Below are 16909 nucleotides of genomic sequence, written 5' to 3'. Positions count from 1 at the left end.
GTGCGGGATCGGGGGCCGGGACGCCATGTGCAGGCCGGCAGGCGCGGAGTGATGGAACCCGATGATCGGGAACACGCGCCCGTGCGTCCGCCGGCAGGAGTGGCCGGCGAGGCGATCGCGCTGGCTTCCCGGAGGCACGCGGGATGGGTTGGGCGCGACGATCCCATCCCGCGTGCCGCGCCGGCTCAGCGGGAGGATTTTTCCCTGGGGCAGGCGCGCATGCCGGAAACCGCTTCGCGACGCACGATCGACACATCGTCGGTGTCCGCTGCGGTCGGACGGACGTAGTAGTCGCCGTCCACTTCGGCGAGGATGCGCAACCCGACAGTGGCCTTATGGTCTTCCTTCACGATGCGGGGATCCATTCGCGTGTGCGCTTCCGGCAAGAGATCCAGCACGGCGCAGCCGCGGCCGCCCGATGCGGTGACCTGGAAAGGGTAGGCGGCCAGGTTTCCGCCGATACCGGGCACCAGGGCGCACACGACCAGCAAGCCCATCACCAGCGCACTGGCTTTCCGCAACCGTTGCTGTTGTCCGATGACATTGCCGACCCAGGTGGCAAACGCCATTTGCAGCATGCCCAGCATCAGGACGATCAGGAAAAAGCTTGCGAACAATCCCAGCGTGCCCCAGAAAGGCGACGACGCGCCGCGCACGATCCAGGCGGCGGGATAGAAGCACAAGAATACGGCCAGGAACTGCACGGACAGGCTGAAGAGCGCCGACAGCCAATAGTCGAGGTGCGTCCGTCGCCATTGCTTGGGGCGCCAGCCGACGAGGTTGGCGAACCCGGCCAGTAGCCCGGCCCCATAAGCCACCAGCACGCTGGCGCCCGTGGGCGCTCCCCAGAAAGTGAAAAGCGCGAGTGTCGCGCTCCAGATCGCGGCAAGAAGCACCACCAGAGTCGCCCACCGCCGGAACAGTTGATGCTGGAATCGCCTGTTCTCGGAGGAGAATAACAGCGCACTGACCGGAGACGGAGCATCGGTCTCCTTTTTGGTGAAGATCACGCTGACCGGAATCAATGCGAACGCAAGCAGCACGATGAAAGTGAAGGCGATCAACGCCATCAGTATGGGCAGCGCAGAGATCGTCGAGGTCGAGGTCAGGCTTATCGGAACATGGTGGGTTGCGGTGAACTGCAGGAAATAGATCGCCGCCAGCGACAGCATGAAGATGCCCAGGACGAGCCAGTGCCTGCCCAGCCATTGGCAGAATTCTTCCACTTCCCGGAAGGAGAACTCCACGATGGGAGACGGTGCTTCGCTGTTGTCGGCGGTTGCCGGCTGCGTGGGCTGATGCATGGACGACCCCTGTGATGGTTGTTGTTTCCGCGCGGCGGCAAGGACCGGCACGGCGGTTGGCGGAAGCCGGATGTCTTGTATTCCCCTCCGTTCTCGGTTCCTGAGATCGGCTCGGCTAAACTCCCTGCATGGATATCCAAGCCCTGCTTTTCGTCCTCCTCGGCCTGGCCGCCGCCGCCATCGTGCTGTTGCTGGCGCTGTTCCTGCGCCGGCCGGAGGACCGCATCGGCGCCTTGCTGGAGCGCGCGTTGCGCGAGGAACAGCGCGATGGCCGCGGCGAACTGCGCGAGCAACTCGAAGCCCTGTCGCGCGCGCAGGAAGTCCGCATCGACGGCTTCGGCCGCAACCTGGCCGACCTGAGCACGCGCACCGACCAGCGGCTGGACGTGCTGCGCGACAGCCTGGCCGAGGACGCGCGCAAGGGCCGGCTGGAGGCGGCCGAATCGCAGCAGCGTTTCGCCGACGCGCTGGGCCTGCGGCTCAACGAACTCATCCAGCGCAACGAGCAGCGCATCGGCGAGATGCGCGCCACGCTGGAGGCGCGGCTGAAGGAATTGCAGGCCGACAACACCGCCAAGCTGGAACAGATGCGGCAGACGGTGGACGAGAAGCTGCACGCCACGCTGGAAACGCGGTTGACCGAAAGCTTCGGCAACGTCACCCGCATGCTGGCGCAGGTGCACCAGGGCCTGGGCGACATGACCAAGCTGGCGGCCGACGTGGGCGGCCTGCAGCGGGTGCTGACCAACGTGAAGACGCGTGGTGTGTTCGGCGAAGTGCAGTTGGCCGGACTGCTGGAACAGGTGTTCGCGCCGGACCAGTACGCCGGCAACGTGGCCACCGTGCCGGGCAGCGGCGAGCGGGTGGAATTCGCCGTGCGCTTCCCCGGTTCGTCGAACGATGCGGTGGTGTGGCTGCCGATCGACGCCAAGTTCCCGCGCGAGGACTACGAGCGCCTGCTCGACGCGCAGGACCGCGTGGACGCCGAGGCGGTGAAGCAGGCCGGCGACGCGCTGGAGCGCGCGGTGCGCAAGCAGGCGCAGGAAATCCGCAAGTACGTCGCGGTGCCGCACACCACCGAGTTCGCGATCATGTTCCTGCCCACCGAGGGGCTGTACGCGGAAGTGTTGCGCCGGCCGGGCCTGTTCGAAGCCATCCAGCGCGACCATCGCATCACCATCGCCGGGCCGACCACGCTGCTGGCGCTGCTGACCAGCCTGCAGGTGGGCTTCCGCACCGTGGCCATCGAGAAGCGCTCCGCCGAGGTGTGGCAGACGCTGGGCGCGGTGAAGACCGAGTTCGCCAAGTTCGCCGACGTGCTGGATTCGGTGAAGCGCAAGCTGGACCAGGCCAGCGGCGAGATCGAGAAGACCGGCGTGCGCACCCGCGCCATCGCCCGCAGGCTGCGCGAGGTCGAATCGCTGCCCAGCGACGATAGCCAGAAGCTGCTGGGCGGCGACGAAGCGGAATAGCCGAAGGCCCTTGTAGGAGCGACGCAAGTCGCGACCGCGCCCCGATAGCCGTTCACTGTGCACGATGTCGAGCGCGCCGCAGCGCGCCCGAATGGTGAACAACCACTCTCGACGCGGATATATGGCGCCCGGTCGCGACTTACGTCGCTCCTACAGTGCGCGGTGCATGGAAAAACGGCGCCCCAGGGGCGCCGTTTCCGTGCATTCCATCAGGCCTGCGAATCACCGGCCCGGGTTGATCTCCGGCATCGGCATGGCGTCCACCGGCACGGTGGGGTCGGTCTCGTCCAGCATGTAATCGGGCAGGTTGTCGTCCTGCTCTTGCTTGCGGCTGCCTTCGATCAGGTAGTTGCGGCGTTGCAGCCACGAATCGCGGACCAGCGAGTAGTCGTCCACCGCGCCTTCGCGCAGGCTGTCCAGCGACAGCAGTTGCGCGCGGGTGTCCACCAGGTTCAGGCCCTGCAGGAAGATGCGGGTCTTGTCGTCGTCGATCTGGCGTACCGGGCTGAGCGGCATGTCGCCGGCCAGGCCCAGCACGTCGCGGACGGTGCGCGGGCCGAAGAACGGCAGTTCGACGTAGCGCGAGCGCTTCCATCCCCACACGCCCAGCGTCTGGCCGAAATCGCCGCGGCGGCGCGGCAGCCTGGCGTCGCTGGCCGGGTCGAAGATGCCGCCGATGCCCAGCGTGGAGTTCAGCAGGAAGCGCCCCAGCGTCTGCCCTGCCTGCTTCGGGTTGCCCTGCAGCAGCTGGTTGACCATGGCCAGCGGCTGGCCCAGGTTGTCGAAGAAGTTGCTGACGCCCAGCCGCACTGGGCGCGGCACCACGTTGGTATAGGCAAGGGCCAATGGCCTGGCGATGGTGCGGTCCACCGCGTTGTTGAAAGTGTGCACCTTGCGGTTGTACTTCTCCCAGGGGTCGTACGACGCCGGCGCCTGCGCGGGGGCGGGCAGGGTGGGATCGGCGACCGGGTTGTATTCGTCCTGTCCGTAGATGGCGGCGAAGTCGCCTTCGGCGCTGGTGGCGTCGTCGCGGACCGGCGCATCGGCGACCGGCACGGCATCCACGGGCGCATCGACGGCGTCGTCGGCGGGAGGCGCCTCGACGGCGGCCGTGGCGTCGATCGCTACCGGTTCCGGCGGCGCATCGGTGGACGGCTTGGGCGCGGAGGCGCAGGCCGAAGCCAGCGCGGCGAACAGGGCGACGGTAGAGACGCGGAACAGGCTCGTGTGGAACAAATTCATCCCGCTTCCTTGGGTGTGGCGTGGGGGTGGGGACCGTACCGGCCTGCCGTTATGCCGGAAAATCCAGTTCCGGCGTCAGGCGGTAGGCGGCCTGCAGGTCGGCGAGACCGGCGGGCTGTCCTTCGAAACGCGGCGCAACGCCGCCGGTGCGCAGGCGCGAAGCCAGCTCGGCCAACAATGCCAGCCCGGCACTGTCCACGGTAGTGACATTGGTCAGGACGATGCGTTGCACGCCGGCCAGCTGCGCCGAGGCCTGCGGCCACAGTGCCGCCGCGGCCGCACGGTCCAGCGCGCCGGCGAACACCAGCGCGTCGGCGTCGCGGCCCACGCGGGCGTCAGTTGCGACCGCTGGCATTCGTGTTGACCTGGAGCTTGCCTTCGCGCAGGTCGGCCGCGACCTGGGCGATGGACTTCTGCCGCAGCGGTGCGTCGAACTGGTTCTTGAAGGTCTGCACGAACGACATGCCTTCCACTTCCACGTCGAAGACCTTCCACTGGCTGCCGACCTGGCGCGCATAGAAGATGATCGGCGTGACCGTCTGGTCGGCCTGGGTGAACTCGGTGGCGACCTTCACGCCGCGGCCTCCCGGCAGCAGGGATTCGGACTTCACCTTCACCTGCAGGCGGGCGTTGAAATCCAGCAGGCGCGCGCCGTAGGCGGACAGCAGCTTCTCGGTCAGGGCGGCGCCGAACTGCTTCACGTCCGCCTCGGCCGCGCCGCGGCCATGCACGCCCAGCACCAGGCGGGCGGCGTAGTCGCTGTCGAACAGGGTGTTGAACTCGCTGGTCACATACTGGCGCAGCGCCGCCGGATCGGCCTTGAACTCGGGGCGGCGCTTGTCCAGCGTGGCCAGGATGCGCGTGCTGCTGCTCAGCACCACCTGGCTGGCGCTGCTGGGCGCGGCCTGCGCCGGCGCGGCGGCCTGGGCGGCATTCTGTGCCAGCACGACGGCCGGCGCGGCGGCCAGCAGGGCCGAGGACAGCACGGCGGTGAGGAGGGAACGTTTCATCGCGATCTTCATGGCTGGGGTTCTTCCGTAGCGGGGGGAGCGGGGGCGTCGCCGGTTGCGGCGTCGTCCTCGGGTGCGGCGCTGGCACCACCGGTGCCGCCGCTGAACAGGTACTTGCCGGCCAGCTGCAGCAGGTCGACCGCGGGCTGGGTGAAGGCGATCTCGTCGCCGGGCTTCAATGGCTCCGGATCGCCGCCGGGCGACAGGCCGATGTAGTTCTCGCCCAGCAGGCCGCTGGTGAAGATGCCGGCCGCGGTGTCGCCGGGCAGATCCTTGTACTTGCCGTCGATGGACAGGGTGACGACGGAATCGAACTTGACCGGATCCAGCTGAATGTCGGCCACCTGCCCGATCACCACGCCGCCGATCTTCACCGGCGCCTGCGCGCGCAGCTGGCCCAGGTTGCTGAAGCGCGCGGTCAGCTCGTAGCTGCCGCCGCCGAGACCGAAGCGCTTGTTGGTGGAGGCCAGCGCCAGCACCAGCAGCGAGGCCAGGGCCAGCAGCAGGAAGGCGCCGACGGCGAATTCGAGACGGGGTCCACGGACGGCCATGGCATCAACTCCTGAAAAGCAACGCGGAAAGAACGAAATTGAACATCAGCACCAGCAGCGAGGCGTTGACCACCGCGCGCGTGGTGGCGACCGAGGTGCCCTCGATGGTCGGCTCGGCGTGGTAGCCCACGTAGGCGGCCACCAGCGCGGCGGTGCCGCCGAACACGACCGACTTCAGCATCGCCACGCCGAAGTCGTCCCAGAAATCCACGCTGCCCTGCAGCGCCGACCAGAACGTGCCGTTGTCCAGGCCCAGCACGTGCACGGCTTCGAAGTAGCTGGCGCTGATCGCCAGCGAGCAGAAGAAGCCGGTCAGCAGCGGCACGGTCAGCACCGCCGCCCAGAAGCGCGGGGCCACCGCCTTGGCGACCGGGTCGATGGCCATCAGTTCCAGCGCCTTGATCTGGTCGGTGGCGCGCATCAGGCCCAGTTCCGCCGCGATGGACGAACCGGCGCGGCCGATGAACAGCAGCGCGGTCAGCACCGGGCCCAGTTCGCGGTACAGCGACAGGCCCAGCAGCGTGGACAGCGCGTCGGACGCGCCGAACGTGGTCAGCGTGCGGTAGCCCTGCAGGGTCAGCACCAGCCCGACGAAGGCGCCGCCGACCGCGATGATGGGCAGCGAGCGCCCGCCGATCTTGTAGACCTCGCGGGTCAGCTCGGCGAAGAAATCGCGGGTCGGCTTCGACGCCCGGAACACCGACAGCGAGAACAGCCCGGCGCGGCCCAGCGAGCGGGTGGCGGCGATGAAGGGCATCAGGGGGCGCCTCCGTGATTCGTGATTCGGGATTGGGGATTCGTGAAAGCAAAAGCGCGCGGGCATGCGGCGCTTTTGCTGCACGCTGTTGCGAATCCCCAATCACGAATCCCGAATCCCATGCCCATCCTCACGCCGCCACCCCCCGCTTCACCGCATCGAACGCGATCGGCCCATCCGGTTCGCCGCGCAGGAACTGGCGCACCAGCGGGTCGGCGCTGCCTTCCAGTTCGGCCGGAGTGCCGGAGAACACCAGTCCGCCGTTGGCGATCACCAGCGCCTGGTCGGCGATGGGCAGGGTCTCGTGCACGTGGTGGGTCACGATGATGCTGGTCAGCCCCAGGGTGTCGTTGAGGCGCTGGATCAGGCTCATGATGACGCCGCTGGCGATCGGGTCCAGCCCGGTCAGCGGTTCGTCGTAGAGCATCAGCGGCGGGTCCAGCGCCAGCGCCCGCGCCAGCGCCACGCGGCGGGCCATGCCGCCGGACAGCTCGCGCGGGTAGGCCTCGGCGGCGGCGCGCAGGCCGACCGCGTTCAACTTGAAGTCGACGATCCGGCGGATCAGCGCGTCCGCCAGCTTCGTATGCGCGCGCAGCGGCAGCGCCACGTTCTCGGCCACGCTCAGGTCGGTCAGCAGGCCGTTGCCCTGCAGCAACACGCCGATGCCCTTGCGCATCTCCAGCAGCGCATGGCTGCGCTGCGGCACCGGCTGGCCGAACAGCTCCACCGTGCCGGCGGCCGGGGGCAGTTCGCCGGTCAGCGCCGCCAGCAGGGTGGACTTGCCGCTGCCGGACGGGCCCAGCACCGCGGTGATGCTGCCGGTCTGCACGCTCAGGTTGATGCCGCGCAGGATCGTGCGCCCGCCGCGATCCAGGCGGAGGTCGGACAGGTGCACGGCAGGGGTGGCGGCAGGCGTCATGGCGTGAGCGGTGGACCCGGTGGATGTGGGGGAGCGACGCACGGCTGGCACGGCGCATGCGTTAACGGAAAAACAACGTGGTAGCTTCGCGGCCCACGGCTGAACATAACCGTACCGTGGAGTTTGCTTATTGTGGCATCGCCTGACCGGCGATCGCGCACGGCCGTGCGGGATGCTGTTTCCCGCATGCGGGCAGCCGGGCATTCGCGATGCAGGATGGCGCGATGCCCGGATCGCGCACGCCACGCGGAGATCGGCCGCGCACGCTCGAAGGCACGTGTCCAAGCCTGCATGCTCCCCGAACCGCTTTAAGAACTCCTTAAAGCCAGCATCGGGCCGAAGCCCGCTTCGGGCGGCCGGCATCTCGGCATTCGTGGCGGTGGTGCGGCAAGATGGCGCGATGCCCGCAACTGCTTCCACGCCCGACTTCCGCCTGTACCCGTCCAATGCGCTGGAGTTGCTGGCGGCGTTGCTGGCCGACGAGCTGCGCCGGCCGGCACCGGGGCAGCCGCTGCTGGCCCCGGACGTGGTGCTGATCCCGCAGGTGGCCATGCGCCGCTGGCTGCAGGCCACGCTGGCGGCCGAGTACGGCATCGCCGCCAACCTGGAATTCCTCACCCCCGGCGAGTTCGTCGCCCGCGCGCTGGACGCCAACCCCGGAGCGGGTCCGGGGCAGACGCACGACGACCTGGACATGGCCGCCATGCAGTGGCGCCTGTATGGCGCGCTGGGCGATCCGGCCGTGCGCGCCGACCCGGCGTTGGCGGCCATCGACGCCTGGCTGGCCGACGCCGATCCGCTGAAGCCCTGGACCCTGGCCGGGGAACTGGCCGGTGTGTTCGAGAAATACCAGGCCTGGCGCCGCGACTGGCTGCTGCGCTGGGAGGCCGGCGCCGACCGCGACGATCCGCAGGCGTGCCTGTGGCGCGCGGTGGCGGCGGGGCGGCAGTACCGCGCGCGGCGGATCAACGACTACCTGGCGCGCTTCGGCCGCGACGACGGTCCGTTGCCGCAGGGCTTGCCGAAGCGGCTGCTGGTCTTCGCCACGCTCAACGTGTCGCCGGACGTGCTGCGCGTGCTGGCGACGCAGGCGCGGGTGGGCACGCTGCATTTCTACCTGCCCACGCCGGCGCGCGGCTACTGGGGCGACCTGCAGACCCTGCGCGACCGGCGCCGCGAAGGCGGCACCGACCTGTTCGCCGAGGACGTGCAGGAGAACCCCCTGTTGCAGGCCTGGGGCGCGGCCGGGCGCGACTTCATGGCCCTGCTGGGCGACTACGAAGTGGTGCATCCGCGCGCCGAGATCGACGTCTACGCCGATCCGCTGGCCGAAGGCGGCCCCGACACGCTGCTGCGGCGCATGCAGTCGGACCTGTTCCATCGCCGCGCCCCGGCCGTGCCGCCGCCGCGCGCGGCGCTCGACCTGGCCGATCCCAGCCTGCAGGTCCATGCCTGCCACACCCGCCTGCGCGAACTGCAGGTGCTGCACGACCAGCTGCGCGCGCTGCTGGAGGACGATCGCTTCGATCCGCCGCTGCAACCGCGCGAGATCGCGGTGCTGGCGCCGGACATCGACCCCTACGTGCCGTACCTGGACGCGGTGTTCGGCGGCCAGGGGCACGACGATGCGCTGCCGTGGGCGCTGGCCGACACCAGCCCGCTGGCGAGCGAACCGCTGGCCGAAGTGTTCCTGCGTCTGCTGGGCCTGCCGGTGTCGCGCTTCGGCCTGGACGAGATCCTCGACCTGCTGGCCAGCGCGCCCATCGCCGAGGCGTCCGGGCTGGATACCGAGGCCATCGAGCGCCTGCACGGCTGGCTGCGCGCGGCCGGCGCGCGCTGGGGCCTGGACGCCGCGCACCGGGCCGCGTCCGACGCGCCGGCCGACGATGCCTACACCTGGCAGTTCGCGCTGGACCGACTGCTGCTCGGCCACGCCAGCGGCGCCGGGGACGATATCGCCGGCGTCGCACCGTGGCCGGAACTGGAAGGCGGCGCGCTGGACGCGCTGGACACGCTGGTCCGCCTGCTGCGCGAGCTGGCCCGGCAGCGCCGCGACCTGGGCCAGGCGCTGCCGCCGGCGCAGTGGCGCGAACGCCTGCTGCGCCTGCTCGACGCGCTGCTGCCGGAACGCCCGTCCGCGCCGCGCGCCCAGCGTGCGCTGGACCGCCTGCGCACGCTGATCGACCGCTTCGCCCGCGATGCGGAAGCCGCCGGCTATACCGGCAATGTGCCGGCCGAGGTCGTGCGCGCGCACTTCGCCGATGTGCTGTCGCAGGCCGACACGCGCGCGCCGCTGCTGACCGGCGGCATCAGCATGGGCCGCATGGTGCCGATGCGCCTGCTGCCGTTCCGGGTGATCTGCCTGCTGGGCATGAACGATGGCGACTTCCCGCGCCGCGACCCGGCCGCCGGGCTCAACCGCCTCACCGCCGAACTCGGCACCGACCGCCGCCGACCCGGCGACCGCTCCACCCGCGAGGACGACCGCTTCCTGTTCCTGCAGCTGTTCGCCGCGGCCCAGGACGTGTTCTACGTCAGCTACCTCGGCGCCGATGCGCGCGACGGCAGCGTGCGCGAGCCGTCGGTGCTGGTCAGCGAACTGGTGGACGTGGCGGCGCGGTACCACGCCGATCCGGCGGCGGGGCAACAGTTGGTCGTGCATCACACGCTGCAACCGTTCGCTCCGGCCGCGTTCGGCGGCGACGATGAGCCGCGCCGTTTCAGCTATCGCGCGCAGTGGCGGCCGGCCGCCGACCGCCTCGGTGGCGCGCGGCGCGCGCTACCGCCGTGGCTGGCGCAGCCGTTGCCATCGCGGGAAGACGCCGAGGACGAGCTGTCGCTGGACGCGCTGCGCCGGTTCTTCGCCGATCCGCATGGCCGCTTCCTGAGCCAACGGCTGGGCCTGCGCCTGCCCGAGCCCGTGGACGAGAGCGAGGATGTCGAACCGCTCGTGCTGCCCGGCCGCGGGCTGGAACGCACGGCCTTGCAGCAGGCGCTGGTCGAGGCGCTGGACAGCGGCCGCGAAGCCGGCCTGCGCGATCGCCTGCGCGCGCGCGCGCTGCTGCCGTCCGGCGCGCTGGGCGAACGCCAGTTCGAGGCCCTGCTCGCGCAGACCCGGCCGTTCGCGCAGGCGCGCCGGGACTGGCTGGCGGGCGAATCCACCGTATCCGAACGCTTCGAAGTGGACCTCGCCTGCCCCGGATCGGATCCGGGGCAGGCGCTGCGCCTGCAGGGCCGCATCGATGACGTGCATCCGCGTGGACTGGTGCGGATGCGTCCGGATGTGGTCAACGGCAACGCCGCGCTGCGCTGGGGGCTGGATTGGCTGCTGGCCAACGCCGCGGGCGCGCGCCTGCCGCTGGTGCAGTTCCACGACGGCGGCGACGGGCCCGGCCCGCACGTGATCGACGCATTGGACGAAGCCCAGGCCCGCGAGGCGCTGCGCCAGTTGCTGGCCCTGTACGCGAAAGGCCAGCGCGAACCGCTGCCGTTCGCGCCCTACACCGGCTGGGACATCTGGAACGCCGAGCCGGAGAAGCGCCGCGCGGCGGGTTGGAAGCGCTGGCATGGCGACGGCAACGGCGGCTGGGCCGAAGGCGACGGCGAGGCGATCCGCCTGGCGCTGCGCGGCCGCGATCCGTTCGCCAGCGACGCCGACTACCGGGCGCTGGAGCGCACCAGCCTGCTGATCTACGACCTGGTGCGCCACGGCCATGCCCGTTCGGATGCCGCCACGGAAGGAGACGCCGCATGAGCGCCCTCGACCTGGCCGACGAGCCCTACCTGACCCGCGCGCTGGAAGGCGTGCAGCTGATCGAAGCCAGCGCCGGCACCGGCAAGACCTACACGCTGGCCACGCTGTTCACCCGCCTGATCGTCGAACAGCGCCTGCGCATGGGCGAGGTGCTGGCGGTGACCTATACCGAGGCCGCCACGCAGGAACTGCGCAAGCGCATCCGCGAGCGGCTGTCGCTGGCCGCCGACCTGGCCGGTACCGCCGCGCGCGAGGACGACAGCCACGAAGTCGCGCTGACCCGCCGCATCCTCGACCGCCATCTCGCCCAGGGCGGGGAAACCCCGGCCCAGCTCGGCCGTCGCCTGCGCACCGCGGCCGAGGAAACCGACCTGGCCGCGATCTTCACCATCCACGGCTTCTGCGCCCGCGTGCTGCGCGAACACGCGCTGGAAGCCGGGCAGGGCTTCGACGCCGGCGAACTGCTCGGCAATGCGCGCGAGCTGTACGCGGAACTGGCCGCCGACCTGTGGCGCGTGCATGCGGCCGACGCGGAAAGCGCCGACGCGCTGGCCGGCCTGTGGAGCGGTCCGGACGCGCTGGCGGCCGACCTGCCGGCGCTGTGCGGGCCGCTGCCGCTGTATCCGCAGGCGCCGGCGGATGCGGCGGATCCCCGATCGGATGAAGCACGACCGGACGAAGCACGGTCCGCACTGGCGGATGCCTGCGACCGGCTCGCGGCCGGCATCGTCGCGCATGGCGATGAATACTTCGCGCAGGTGCTGGCCGCGCTGGAGGCGGGCGTACTCAACAAGACGTCCTACAAGGCCGACTGGCTGTCGGCCTTGCAGCGCCAGTTGCGGCAATGGAGCGTGCGGCCGGATCCGCACGCGGCCCTGGACGAACGCATCGGCCGGCTCACCTTCGACGCCCTTTCGGCCAAGACCAACAAGGCGCATGCCGGCAAGACGCCGGTGTCGCCACTGCAACCGCTGATCGCCGACTACGTGCAGGCGCTCGAACGCCATGCGCAATGGCGGCGCGGGCAGTCGGTCCGCCTGCTGCACCGCCTGCGCGACGAAGCGCGCCAGCGCCTGGACGCGCTCAAGCGCACCCGCCGCGTGCAGACCTACGACGACCTGATCGAGCGCGTCGCCGAAGCGCTGGAAGGTCCGCGGCGGCAGGCGCTGGTGGCGAAGCTGCGCGCGCAGTACCGCGTCGCGCTGGTGGACGAGTTCCAGGACACCGACGAACGCCAGTGGCGGATCTTCGCACGCGTGTTCGGCGATTCCGACGAAGTGCGCGCGATCGGCGACGTGCCGGCGCTGTTCCTGATCGGCGATCCCAAGCAGGCCATATACGGCTTCCGCGGCGGCGACGTGGCCACCTACCTGCTCGCGCGCCGCGTGGCCGACGAAGCGCCGCGGCTGGACCACAACTTCCGCTCGCGCCCGGCCGTGCTGCGCGCGATCCAGGCGCTGTACGACGGCGCCGACGCGGCTGGCCAGGAGGCCTTCGCCACCCCGGACATCCGCTTCGAGCCGGTGCAAGCGGGCGGCCGGCGCCGCGACGACGACTGCCTGCGCGATGGCGCGCCGGCACCGGCGCTGACCCTGCGCCTGCTGCAAGGCGAAGACGGGCCGCTCGACGCCGATGCCTCGCGCGAGGCCGCCACCGTCGCCTGCGTGGCCGACATCCATCGCGTACTGTCCGACGCGCGCAAAGGCCACGCGATGGTCGATGGCCGTCCCGTGCAACCAGGCGACATCGCCGTGCTGGTGCGCAACCACAAGGACGCCGCGCGCATGCAGCAGGCGCTGGCCCGCGCCGGCGTGCCGGCCGTGGCCGCCGGCAAGCAGAGCCTGTTCGAAAGCGCCGAGGCCGGCGAACTGCGCATGCTGCTGCTTGCGCTGCTGCAACCGTCCGACAGCGGACGCCTGCGCGCCGCATTGTCCACCGTGCTGCTGGGCGAGGACGCGGGCGCCATCGCCGCGCTGGAAACCGAAGGCGACGCGCAGCGACACCACCAGGCACGCCTGCTGCACTGGCGCGAGCGCTGGCAGCGCGGCGGTCCGTTCGCGCTGGTGTCCGATCTGTGCGCCGAGCAGGCCGAACGCCTGCTCGGCCTGCTCGACGGCGAGCGCCGCCTGACCAACTACCTGCAACTGGCCGAACACCTGCAGGAAGCCGCCGCCCGCACGCTGGGCCTGCATGGCTTGCTCGACTGGTTGCAGGCGCGCATCGCCAGCGCCGACCCCAACGACGAGGCGCAACTGCTGCGGCTGGAATCGGACGCGCACCGCGTGCAGATCGTCACCCTGCACAAGAGCAAGGGCCTGGAATACCCGCTGGTCTACCTGCCGTTCGCCGGCCTCGGCACCGGCCGCCCCGACACCGGCCGCCATCGCGTCGTGCACGAAGGCGACCGCCGCGTGCTGCAATGGAAGATCGACAAGGACGACCCGGACTGGAAATCCGCCGGCGAGGCGGCCAGGCGCGAAGCCCAGGCCGAGGACGCGCGCCTGCTCTACGTCGGCCTGACCCGCGCCGAACACGCGCTGTGGATCGCCGCCGGCGACGTGGCCGGCTTCGCCAACAGCCGGCTGGCGCCGCTGCTGGCCGACATCGCCGCGTTGCGCGACCATGCCGACATCCGCATCGTCGAAGGCCCGGCCGAACCGCCGCCGCCGCGCCTGCCGGCCGAACGCGACGCCAAGGTCGCCGCCGCCCGCACCGCCCACCGCCGCATCGCCCCGGACTGGTGGGTCTACAGCTTCACCCAGCTCGCCCATGCCGAAGGCGGCGCCGATCCGCTGGCCGCCGCCACCGAGGCCGATCCCGGCGGCGAGGACGAAACCCCGGCGACAGAGATCGACGAGACACCCACCGAAGCCGCCGCATCGCCCATCGCCGTCGATCCGCGTTTCGCCGGCAGCCGCTTCGGCGTGGTGATGCACGCCGCGCTGGAGAACGCCGACTTCGCCGCCTGGCGCGACTGGCGGCCGGGCGATCCCGCACCCGCCGGGCAGGACGCGGTCATCGCCGACGCCCTGCGCGAAGGCGGCTATGCCGAAGCCGACATCGCCGACGGCCTGGCCGTGCTGGCGCCGCTGGTCGGCCACACCCTTGGCACCACATTGCCCGAGGGCGGCCGGCTGGCCGACCTGCCGATGGACGCGCGCCGTGCCGAGATCGAATTCCACTTCGCCATGGCGTCCACGCCCGTGCCGGCGCTGCTCGCGCTGCTGCACCGCCACGGCCTGCTGCGCGGGCGCAACGCCTTCGGCATGCGGCAACGGCTGGAAGGCCTGATGACCGGCCTGATCGACCTGACCTACCGCGCCGACGGGCGCTGGTACGTGCTCGACTACAAGTCCAACCAGTTGCCGGGCTACGACGAAGCGTCCATGCGGCAGGCGATGGCGCACAGCGAATACGACCTGCAGGCGCTGATCTACACCCTGGCGCTGCACCGCTGGCTGCGCTTCCGGCTGGGCGAGGCCTACGACTACGCGCGCGACTTCGGCGGCATCCGCTACCTGTTCTGCCGCGGCCTGAACCTGGCCCAGCACCCCTCGCCCGGCGTGCACGCGCAGCGCTTCGCCCCCGAGTTAGTGCACGCACTCGATGCCCTGTTCGCCGGTAGTGCGCTGGAGCCCCTATCCCCCGACAATCCGCCCCCTCTCCCGCTTGCGGGAGAGGGTTGGGGTGAGGGCAAGCAGCAGGGAGGTGACCGCGCATGAGCGCCCCCACCCTCCTCAACGACCTCTGGCTCGCCGGCCACCTGCGCACGCTGGACCACGCTCTCGCCCAAAGCCTGCGCCGCCTGGACCGCGACACGCCCGACACCGTGCTGGCCGCCGCCGCGTTGGCCTCGCTGGCCGTCTCCAAGGGCCATGCCGGCCTGCTGCTGGCCGAACCGCAGGCGTTGCTCGCCACCGATACCGGCATCGCCTGGCCCACCGCCGACGACTGGCAAGCGCAACTCGCCGCCTCGCGCTGGGTCGCCACCCCGGACGAAGCCGCCGCCTCCGACCCGCGGGCGCCCTTGGTGCTGGAGCACGGCCTTCTCTACCTGCGCCGCTACCGCGAATACGAACGCAGTCTCGCGCTGGGCCTGCAACGCATCGGCGCACACATGGTGCCGGAAATAGGAATCGAACCGCTCGCACCGCTGTTCGCACAGCTCTTCCCCGACAGTTCCCTTCCCTCCGACAGTTCCCTTCCCTCCGACAGTTCCCTTCCCTCCGACAGTTCCCTTCCCTCCGACAGTTCCCTTCCCTCCGACAGTTCCCTTCCCTCCGACAGTTCCCTTCCCCCGTTTACGGGGGAAGGTGGCCGAAGGCCGGATGAGGGCGCTCTTTCTACCAGCAACCCTCACCCCAGCTCCGCTTCGCACCCCAACCCTCTCCCGCAAGCGGGAGAGGGGGCGGCAACCGACGACCGCCAGGCCCAAGCCGCCGCCCTCGCCCTGCGCCACGCCCTGCTGCTGGTCACCGGGGGCCCCGGCACCGGCAAGACCACCACCACCGCGCGCCTGCTGGTGCTGCTGGCCGCGCAGGCGCGCCACGCCGGCCACGCGCCGCCGCGCATCGCGCTGGCCGCGCCGACCGGCCGCGCCGCCGAACGCATGGCCGAAAGCGTGCGCCACGCCGTGCAGTCGCTGGCCGCCGCCGGCATCGACGACGCCCTGCTCGCATCGCTGCCCACCACCGGCACCACCCTGCACCGCCTGCTCGGCACCATCCCCGACTCGCCGCGCTTCCGCCACGATGCCGACCATCCGCTGCCGTTCGACGTGGTGGTGGTGGACGAAGCCTCGATGATCGACCTGCCGCTGATGGCCAAGCTGGTGGATGCCGTGGCCGACGGCACGCGCCTGGTGCTGCTGGGCGATCCCGACCAGTTGCCCTCGGTGGAAGCCGGCGACGTGCTGTCCGCGATCCTCAGTGCGGCGGGCGAAGGCGACCGCCTCGCCCCCGAAGATGCCGAGGCGTTGCGTCCGTTGCTCGGTGATCTTTCAAGCCGTCATCCCGGCGAACGCCGGAACCCAGCGCCTCCCGATGATCCCAACGCGAAGGCACTGGATCCCCGCCCACGCGGGGATGACGACCAAAGCGGCTTCGCAGGTCGCCGCGTCCACCTTCAACGCGGCTACCGTCAATCCGAAGCCCTCGACCTCGCCCCCCTGGCCGCCGCCGTGCGCGAAGGCGATGCCGACACCGCACTGTCCCTGCTGCGCAGCGGCGAACTGTCCAACGTGCACTTCCACGAAGACCTGGCCGATCCGCTACAGGCGCAACGCGAACGCCTGCTCACGCACTGGCGCGCGCTGGGCAATGCCGCGTCGCCGGCCGAGGCGCTGGCGCTGTCCACCCGCCTGCGCATCCTCACCGCCGTGCGTGAAGGCCCGCAGGGCGCGCGCACGCTCAACGCCCGCATCGAGCGCCTGCTGACGGAAAGCGGGGCAACCGGCCCGCAGCGCGCCGGCCCCGGCCACTTCCACGGCCAATTGCTGATCGTCACCGAAAACAGCTACCGCCACCGCCTGTTCAACGGCGACATCGGTATCTGCCTGCGGGACGGGCAGGGTGCGCTGGTGGCCTGGTTCCCCGGCGACGACCCCGCGCAGCCGCGCGCGTTCCATCCGGCGGCATTGCCGGCGCACGAACCGGCCTTCGCCATGACCGTGCACAAGGCGCAAGGCTCGGAGTTCGACACGGTCTGGCTACTGCTGCCCACGCGCGGCAACCGCGCGCTGTCGCGCGAACTGGTCTATACCGGCATCACCCGCGCGCGGCGGGAGTTGCATGTAGCCGGCGGCGAGGCGGTGATCCGCGAGGCGCTGGGGCGGCATGCGAGTAGGTGGTCGGGGTTGGGGTGGAGGTTGGATGCCGGCGCGGCGGCGTTATCCTGATGAT

At 70.7% G+C, this 16909-nt stretch carries 11 protein-coding genes; 4 read left to right on the top strand and 7 right to left on the bottom strand.

The annotated features are described in order from the left end of the window. Window positions 1-185: 185 nt before the first annotated feature. Window positions 186-1304: a hypothetical protein gene (locus tag AAD027_RS03495; RefSeq protein ID WP_341724610.1), complete on the bottom strand. Its 1119-nt coding sequence runs from the start codon at window positions 1302-1304 to the stop codon at window positions 186-188. Between the two features lie 128 nt (window positions 1305-1432). Between AAD027_RS03495 and AAD027_RS03490 the strand changes: the two genes are divergently transcribed. Further along, window positions 1433-2776 (top strand): DNA recombination protein RmuC, encoded by a 1344-nt coding sequence (locus tag AAD027_RS03490; RefSeq protein ID WP_341724609.1) that lies wholly within the window; start codon window positions 1433-1435, stop codon window positions 2774-2776. Window positions 2777-2998: 222 nt separating this feature from the next. On the opposite strand, the gene AAD027_RS03485 is transcribed toward AAD027_RS03490, so the two are convergent. The 6 genes from AAD027_RS03485 to AAD027_RS03460 form a co-directional block, all read right to left on the bottom strand. Beyond that, window positions 2999-4018 carry an MlaA family lipoprotein gene (locus AAD027_RS03485; protein ID WP_341724608.1) on the bottom strand — a complete coding sequence of 340 codons (1020 nt, stop codon included), beginning with the start codon at window positions 4016-4018 and terminating at the stop codon, window positions 2999-3001. A gap of 49 nt (window positions 4019-4067) precedes the next feature. Further along, a complete protein-coding gene (locus tag AAD027_RS03480; protein ID WP_341724607.1) occupies window positions 4068-4373 on the bottom strand; it encodes an STAS domain-containing protein in 306 nt (101 codons plus the stop codon). Beyond that, window positions 4354-5028: an MlaC/ttg2D family ABC transporter substrate-binding protein gene (locus tag AAD027_RS03475; protein WP_341724606.1), complete on the bottom strand. Its 675-nt coding sequence runs from the start codon at window positions 5026-5028 to the stop codon at window positions 4354-4356. Before AAD027_RS03475 ends, AAD027_RS03480 begins: the two co-directional genes overlap by 20 nt. A gap of 8 nt (window positions 5029-5036) precedes the next feature. Next, the gene (gene mlaD / locus AAD027_RS03470) at window positions 5037-5579 is read right to left on the bottom strand and encodes an outer membrane lipid asymmetry maintenance protein MlaD (RefSeq protein ID WP_341724605.1); all 543 of its coding nucleotides are present in this window, start codon (window positions 5577-5579) and stop codon (window positions 5037-5039) included. Between the two features lie 4 nt (window positions 5580-5583). Then, on the bottom strand, window positions 5584-6336 hold the full coding sequence (locus AAD027_RS03465; RefSeq protein ID WP_341724604.1) for an MlaE family lipid ABC transporter permease subunit: 753 nt from the start codon (window positions 6334-6336) through the stop codon (window positions 5584-5586). A gap of 130 nt (window positions 6337-6466) precedes the next feature. Further along, window positions 6467-7255, bottom strand: coding sequence for an ABC transporter ATP-binding protein (locus tag AAD027_RS03460; protein ID WP_341724603.1), 789 nt, complete (start codon window positions 7253-7255; stop codon window positions 6467-6469). 400 nt (window positions 7256-7655) lie between these two features. Between AAD027_RS03460 and recC the strand changes: the two genes are divergently transcribed. Genes recC through recD form a run of 3 tightly spaced genes read left to right on the top strand, consistent with a single transcriptional unit; the run spans window position 7656 to window position 16905 of the window. Then, complete coding sequence (gene recC, locus AAD027_RS03455; protein ID WP_341724602.1) at window positions 7656-11009, top strand: exodeoxyribonuclease V subunit gamma; 3354 nt, start codon at window positions 7656-7658, stop codon at window positions 11007-11009. Next, a complete protein-coding gene (gene recB, locus AAD027_RS03450; RefSeq protein ID WP_341724601.1) occupies window positions 11006-14731 on the top strand; it encodes an exodeoxyribonuclease V subunit beta in 3726 nt (1241 codons plus the stop codon). Before recC ends, recB begins: the two co-directional genes overlap by 4 nt. Beyond that, window positions 14728-16905, top strand: a complete 2178-nt coding sequence (gene recD, locus AAD027_RS03445) for an exodeoxyribonuclease V subunit alpha (RefSeq protein ID WP_341724600.1) — start codon at window positions 14728-14730, stop codon at window positions 16903-16905. The genes recB and recD overlap by 4 nt, the downstream gene beginning before the upstream one ends. The last annotated feature ends 4 nt before the right edge of the window (window positions 16906-16909 follow it).

It is taken from the genome of Pseudoxanthomonas putridarboris (genome assembly GCF_038321125.1).
Taxonomy (GTDB): Bacteria; Pseudomonadota; Gammaproteobacteria; order Xanthomonadales; family Xanthomonadaceae; genus Pseudoxanthomonas_A; species Pseudoxanthomonas_A putridarboris.
This window is presented reverse-complemented; position numbering and strand designations above follow the sequence as displayed.